Source organism: Methanosarcina sp. 2.H.A.1B.4, from assembly GCF_000979385.1.
In the GTDB taxonomy this organism is placed as follows: Archaea; Halobacteriota; Methanosarcinia; order Methanosarcinales; family Methanosarcinaceae; genus Methanosarcina.
Genome location: NZ_JJOV01000014.1, coordinates 40,040 through 46,354, shown reverse-complemented (window position 1 = coordinate 46,354; position 6,315 = coordinate 40,040). Strand labels below are relative to the sequence as shown.

6 protein-coding genes are annotated in these 6,315 nt (G+C 47.5%); 5 read left to right on the top strand and 1 reads right to left on the bottom strand.

The features are described 5' to 3' along the window. Positions 1 to 365: 365 nt before the first annotated feature. Positions 366 to 818, bottom strand: coding sequence for a hypothetical protein (locus tag EO92_RS02735; protein WP_048169099.1), 453 nt, complete (start codon positions 816 to 818; stop codon positions 366 to 368). Positions 819 to 1,209: 391 nt separating this feature from the next. Here EO92_RS02735 and EO92_RS02730 point away from each other — a divergent pair, with 391 nt between their 5' ends. The 5 genes from EO92_RS02730 to EO92_RS02710 all read left to right on the top strand — a co-directional run bounded on the left by EO92_RS02730 (position 1,210) and on the right by EO92_RS02710 (position 6,295). Further along, a complete protein-coding gene (locus EO92_RS02730) occupies positions 1,210 to 1,389 on the top strand; it encodes a hypothetical protein (protein ID WP_048169097.1) in 180 nt (59 codons plus the stop codon). A 34-nt stretch (positions 1,390 to 1,423) separates the two neighbouring features. Beyond that, positions 1,424 to 2,527 carry an MtaA/CmuA family methyltransferase gene (locus EO92_RS02725; RefSeq protein WP_048137443.1) on the top strand — a complete coding sequence of 368 codons (1,104 nt, stop codon included), beginning with the start codon at positions 1,424 to 1,426 and terminating at the stop codon, positions 2,525 to 2,527. Continuing rightward, complete coding sequence (locus EO92_RS02720) at positions 2,524 to 3,351, top strand: methylthiol--CoM methyltransferase (RefSeq protein WP_048169094.1); 828 nt, start codon at positions 2,524 to 2,526, stop codon at positions 3,349 to 3,351. Before EO92_RS02725 ends, EO92_RS02720 begins: the two co-directional genes overlap by 4 nt. A 99-nt stretch (positions 3,352 to 3,450) precedes the next feature. Further along, positions 3,451 to 5,049, top strand: a complete 1,599-nt coding sequence (locus EO92_RS02715; RefSeq protein WP_048169092.1) for a methylamine methyltransferase corrinoid protein reductive activase — start codon at positions 3,451 to 3,453, stop codon at positions 5,047 to 5,049. A 223-nt stretch (positions 5,050 to 5,272) separates the two neighbouring features. Further along, a complete protein-coding gene (locus tag EO92_RS02710; RefSeq protein WP_048169090.1) occupies positions 5,273 to 6,295 on the top strand; it encodes a phosphatase PAP2 family protein in 1,023 nt (340 codons plus the stop codon). Positions 6,296 to 6,315 lie beyond the last annotated feature (20 nt).

The window sequence follows — 6,315 nt, the reverse complement described above, 5'->3', positions numbered from 1 at the left end:
TCGCATTGTGGTGACAGCAAAATACCTCAGTCCTTGCTTGGTTTTCGCTTCGGAAATCAGCATGGAATGAGAGACTTCAAAATAGAAATAAATTTGCAGAATCAATAACAGCAGAACGTGAGGAAGTTGACGCTTATATCCCACGAAGCTGAAGACTTCGGGGTTTTACGTTCCTTCCCATAAAACAGAAGGAACAAAATTTTCCGTGAAAGAGAAAAACGAAAAAGAACCGGAAGAGAATCAGAAAAGAAAAGAAAAGAAAAAACGGGAAAAGAACAGAAAAGAAAAGAAAAAGGGAAAAGAACAGAAAAGTACCGGGAAACAAATCTAAAAGATACTTTGACAGCAGGCTCCGGCTGCAGAGCTTACATCTCAACGATCTTTTCGATAACGTCCCTTTCGGAGCGGTAAACCCTGAACTTGGCCACCCTGCCTACCTCCAACGTATTGAAGTCCTCCCTGCTTGCCCTGTATTCCCGGACTTCGTCTTCAATGCAGAGCCGCATTCGGACAATGTACTCGATTTCCGGATACATGGTTTTAAGTTCGGCTTCCACGGACTCGTTGATCTGGAGGTTTTCGGAGCCTTCAGGAAGCAGCTGTCCGCAGGCTGCATCCTGAACCGAGACCCCTTCAGGGCCGCTCTGGAAGATGATAGTCCTTTCTTCCCCTTCAACTCCGACCACTTCTTTTTGAAGGACAAAACCAACACCTACCACAGGAGACAAAAACCCCTTAACTGAGATGAAAAGAATGGCGGCAAGGAAAATGATGACTGCTCTTTTCTTTCGGGTGTCGTCTATCTGGTTCAGCTTCAAGCAATTGACCTCGGTTCTTGTGGGATGAACTGCACTTCAATGAAATTCCGGATTCCAATAATGATAAACAATCATATAATTGCTGTCACAACAATAAATATTTTTTTCATATTTTAATAAATATCACATACAAAAAAACGAGTAATACTGGATAAGGACGATTAATAAGAGTGGATATAGAATAATGAGAATGAATCTGGAATGGGGTACTTGAAGCCTACCAATGAATAAATAGACAATATAAAAATACCAAGTGTTGACATAAATTTTAGAAGTATATAAATTTTTCCTTATTATGCTAACTGTATCCAGTTAAGTATTCAAATGTGCATATTAATGAATGTCAACGTAAGAACTGCGAACTTTTGCAAAAACCAGAATGAATTTTTGTATGCTTTTCAGGGATACGGAAAAGGAACTGGCAAAAGGAATCGTAAAAACGGAACATTTCAAGCTCCTACCTGACAGCAGGTCACTACTCCTTAACCTTATGGGTGCCATTCAAAAAAACGCATTCATTAAAAGAAAAAAAGCATTAGTTGACACTCTGGTTGTGGGACATAACGATTAAATTATATTTAAAAATGGAAAAGGAGACATAGAACATGGTAAGCGAAATGACTCCAACCAAAAGAGCTCTAGCAGCAGTGCTTGGAGGCAGGGTTGACTACGTACCTCCTGCAAATCCCCTGGCTCAGACCACGGCAGAACTGATGCAGATCTGCAATGCTTCCTGGCCAAAAGCCCACTTTGACAGTAAAATGATGGCAGACCTTGCAGCCGCCCCATATGAAGTCTGCGGCATTGAGGCTGCACGCCCTCAGTTTGACATTTCCCTGGAAGCGGAGGTTCTTGGATGCAAACTTGACTGGGACAAGCCGGACAGGCCTCCCGTAACCGGCCCTGCTTATACGGACCCTGCCGACATAACCTGGCCCGACAACCTGGAAGAAACCGGAAGAATTCCGGTCGTGCTCGGAGCAATCGACGAACTGAGGAAGCGCTACGAAGGCATGCTCCCTATCATCCCAGTACTTACAGCCCCCTTTACGGTAGCCGGCCACATAGCAGGCGTTGAAAACCTGGTAAGGTGGACAAAGACCGATCCGGAAAAAGCCCATGCTTTCATAGAGGCTGCCACGGACTTCGTAATAGCCTACGGAAGGCTGCAGACCGCTTACGGGGCACATATCCTTTTCCCTGCCGACCCATCGGCTTCAGGAGACCTTATTTCTGGGGAAACTTACAAAGAATTCGTGCTCCCTGCCCACAAAAGGATGGCAAGGGAGATCAGCTGCCCCCAGATCCTGCACATCTGCGGAGATACCAGCAAACTCCTGCCTTACATAAAGCAGAGCGGAATCGACTGCTTCTCCTTTGATGCCGTGCCAGTCTGGTACTGCCGACAGGTAATGGGCAACGAGATGTCTATCCTCGGAAGCCTGGACGTTATCGACCTGATGCCAAACGGCACCCCGGAACAGGTCTACAACAGGACCAGGGAATGTATCCTGCAGGGAACCGATATTGTCGGGACGGCATGTGACGTCTCATTCGGGACTTCCCTTGAAAACCTCAGGGCCTATGTCAGGGCCTGCAAGGAGACTCCGATCCCGAAATACGATGATGTGGAAGACCTCGTCAGGCAGATAGGGGTAGGTATCGGAAGGAACATGAAAGAAAACGTCCTCGGAGGAGTGCAGGAATGATCAGGCATATCGACCTCGCAGTCCAGAAGATCTTCGAGCTTAAAGAAAAAGAGCCTGCGAAGTTTAAAAAACTCATTGATGAAGGAATCATGATCGGCCTCGGGGTAGACCTCGGAGACGGGAACAAAGAAGTGACCACCGCCGACCAGATAAAGGAAAAGAACCGGCCAAAAGACCCCGAATATGCAGCCGTGGCAGATGCGGTGATCGCAGGAAACAGGACAGAAGCTGCAAAACTCACAGCTGACCTCCTTGAAAAAGAAAGAGATCCGACAGACCTGGTCTTAAATGCCCTTATGCACGGCATCCAGACCGTGTGTGAGCTTTACGACATAGGAGAAAGCTATGTCCCGGAAATCCTGCTGGCAAATGAAGCACTTCTCGGAGGAGTGGAACTCTGCCAGGAAAAGATAGGAGACATCCCCTCCAGTGGGAAGGTGGTATCCCTTGTTATTGTGGGAGACCTGCATGACATAGGCAAGAATATAGTGGCAGCCATTCTGAGGGCGAACGGGTTTGACGTCATCGACCTCGGAAGAGACATAACGGTAGAAGCAGTCGTCGAAGCCGTAAAGGCGGAAAAAGCCGACCTTGTTACCGGAACAACCCTCATGAGCACGACCAAAGGAGGCCTTAAAGCCCTCGCAGAAGCCCTGGAATCCGAAGGCGTCCCTGTCGCCTGCGGCGGAGCTGCTGTGGACAGTCACTTCGTCGAGACCTTTGGCAACTCAGTATATGGAAAAACTCCGCTTGACGCGGTAAAAATTGCAAAACAGATCTGTGCAGGAAAAAGCTGGGAAGAAGTCCGCAAGGACCTTCACTGATTTTACTTTAACTTTCCAGTTTTATTTTTTCCTTTTTTCTTTTTTACTTTATTCTTTTTTCCAATCTTCACCTCCTTTAACAAAACCCTGGGATAAAACATGGATCAGGCTATAAATATCGATATAGGCACCAGCGGAATCAGAGCGCAGCTCCTGGACCTTACGGACCCTTCCGTCCTGAGGACTGCAATTTTATCCAGAAACCCTCTTCCGGGTGCAAATGTTGTTGACCATATGGACTTTGCGATCAGTTACGGGCAGGACACAGCCCATGAAATTCTCGTTTCAGCCGTAAACTCCCTGATAAAAAGCCTTAAACCCGGAAACCTCAAGCGCATAGCCGTTTGTGGAAATCCGATCCAGCTGTCGCTGTTAGAAGGAATCGAAATCCGGGACCTTGCATTTGCGGGAAAAAACGCCCTTGAAAAAATGCACGTAAAGTCTCCGGAAAGGGACGGACATATCGTTTCAGGAAATGAAATAGGGCTTTCCATAGATGTTGATGTGATTATCCCGCCTTCGATAAGGCATGAAATCGGAGCCGATGCCCTTGCCATGATGATAAAGACGGGGTTTCTGGATTCCTCCGAAACCTGCATGGTTACGGATTACGGGACCAATGCCGAGATGGCCCTTAAAGTGGACGATAAGATCTTTACAGGATCGGCTGCTGCGGGCCCGGCCATGGAGGGACAGCAGATAAGTAAAGGTATGCTGGCAACCCCCGGAGCAATTGCCGATATGCGGCTTTCCGCAGGGGGCTGGCAGACCCTTGCCCTTGATGAAAAGCTCAGGCTTGTGGAAGGGCCAAAAATCAACCTGCGAGAAGGGACCTTTAAAACCTCGGGGTACCCTGTAAAGGGGATCACCGGCACAGGTGTGATCGCCCTTATGTACGCAGGCCTTGTCACCGGCATAATAAAGCCTCCTCATATTGAAGGCGGCAGAATTCGGGTTGGAAAGGGGATCACGTTTACGGAGGAGGATGTGATTGAAGCCGGAAAAGCCTTCGGTGCCCTGAGAGCAGGCCACCTGACCCTGATGCACGAAGCAGGAATAACATACGAAGACCTGGAAACAATGTACATGTGCGGAGCCAGTGGGACCTACGTTGACCCTCATAAGGCACAGGTAACAGGCATTGTGCCCGCGACCCCAAAACGGATTGTCCAGTGCGGAAACACCTCCCTGGAACTTGCAAAGGACCTGGCCCTTGATCCCGACTACCTCTCCTGCCTCAATGAAATGAAGAAATCGATCCTTGCAAACCACATCATGTTTGCCTCCTCCCCGACCTTTGCAGCCATCTACATCCAGGAGATAGCCCTCTGGAATGAAGGGATGCCCCTTGAAAAATACAACGCAAACCTTGAAAAGTCAGGAATCCGGCCAATCCCGAAAAAACTGCAGGAATGTATTATTGAAAGAAAATACGAAAGGGACATCCGGGAACTTGGAAAAAGCCTGGAGATCATGGAGCCAAAATGCGGTTTAATTGCCACGATCCGGTGCAGCGGCTGTGATACTTGCGTGAAGGGGTGCCCGGAAGAAGCCCTCTCAAGGAAAAACGAAAGTTTCAGGATCAATACTGCGAGATGCCTTGGCACTGCCTGCAGGAGATGCCAGGAAAGGTGCCCTGAAAAGAAGTTCTCGATCAATGATTTTAAGCTGGAGCTCCCGGGGTCCGCAGAGCCGTAATAGTAATATGATGCCGACCCGGGATAGGTATTTCAGCTCAAAATAATTACAAACTCAGAAATATAACTTCACCGAATACCAAACTTAACATAAATCTCCAGAATAAGCATAGTTGACGAACTCAACAATTACCAAACTCAACATAAACTTTTTACAGTCCCCCGGCTTTCTGAATAGGGCTGGATATATGTCTTCCGGTAAACATTAAATCAGGAGTTTCCCCTTGTTCCAGACAGAACCTATACTTTACCTCCAATCCCTTGGAACCGAATGGTTTACTTTCCTCATGGTTTTGATAACTTCAATGGGGTCTGCCGCCTTTTTTGCCAGCATAATAATCATCACCACTTTCGGGGTTGATTTCAAGAAAGGTTTTCTTCTGTTCCAGCTGCTGCTCTGGACCGGTGCATTCACGGAAGTTCTTAAGGTAATTTTTGTCCTCCCAAGGCCCGACTTTGTGGATTCCAGGGTCCTGAACCTTGAAAAAGGGTTTCCGAATACGTCTCCTTTTTCCGGGGAGGGGGCGGACAGGTTTTTCGGGCTTCCGGGCAGAGAGGCGCTTGATGCATTCAGATTTCAGGGCACAATTCCCCATTCCATGTTCGGATTTCCTTCAGGGCATGTCTCGACAGCAATTGCTTTATGGGGAGGAACTGCCCGGGTCTTTGAAAACAGGGTAATAAAAAACCTGGCTCCGGCAGCGATTTTATTGATAGCTTTTTCAAGAATGTACCTGGGAAGGCATTTTTTGGGAGATGTACTGGGAGGAGCGACCCTGGGTTTAATTATCCTGATTGTCTTTACGCGCCTCCTTAAAAGCCCGTTGAAAGATGAGCTTTTCAAAAAGGAGAGCTTTGAGCTTGTTTTCAGGCAGAAAAATCTCTTTTTTTACTCCTTTATGTTTGTTGTTCCTCTCCTCCTCACAGCCTCATCCCTGATAAGTGCCGATGTGGCAGGATTTCTCCTCGGCACGAATACGGCATATCTCCTGGTGATACGAAAAGGGCTCCCGGAAGATGACGGAGATACAGGGCAGCGAGCTGCCAGGGTATTTATCGCGCTTATAATGTTCGGGGTATCCAGCCTTGTTCTTGATGCAGGATTTGATGTAATCGGGGTGGCAGGTTACTTCGGTTTCACGGTTCTTGAATTCCTGAAAACCTTCATTCCTGCATCCACAATCTGGATTTCCGTATATATCTGTGCAAAGTTTGGGCTGTACGGAAGAGAGATAGAAAAGATCTAAACATGAGTTAGATGAAATAG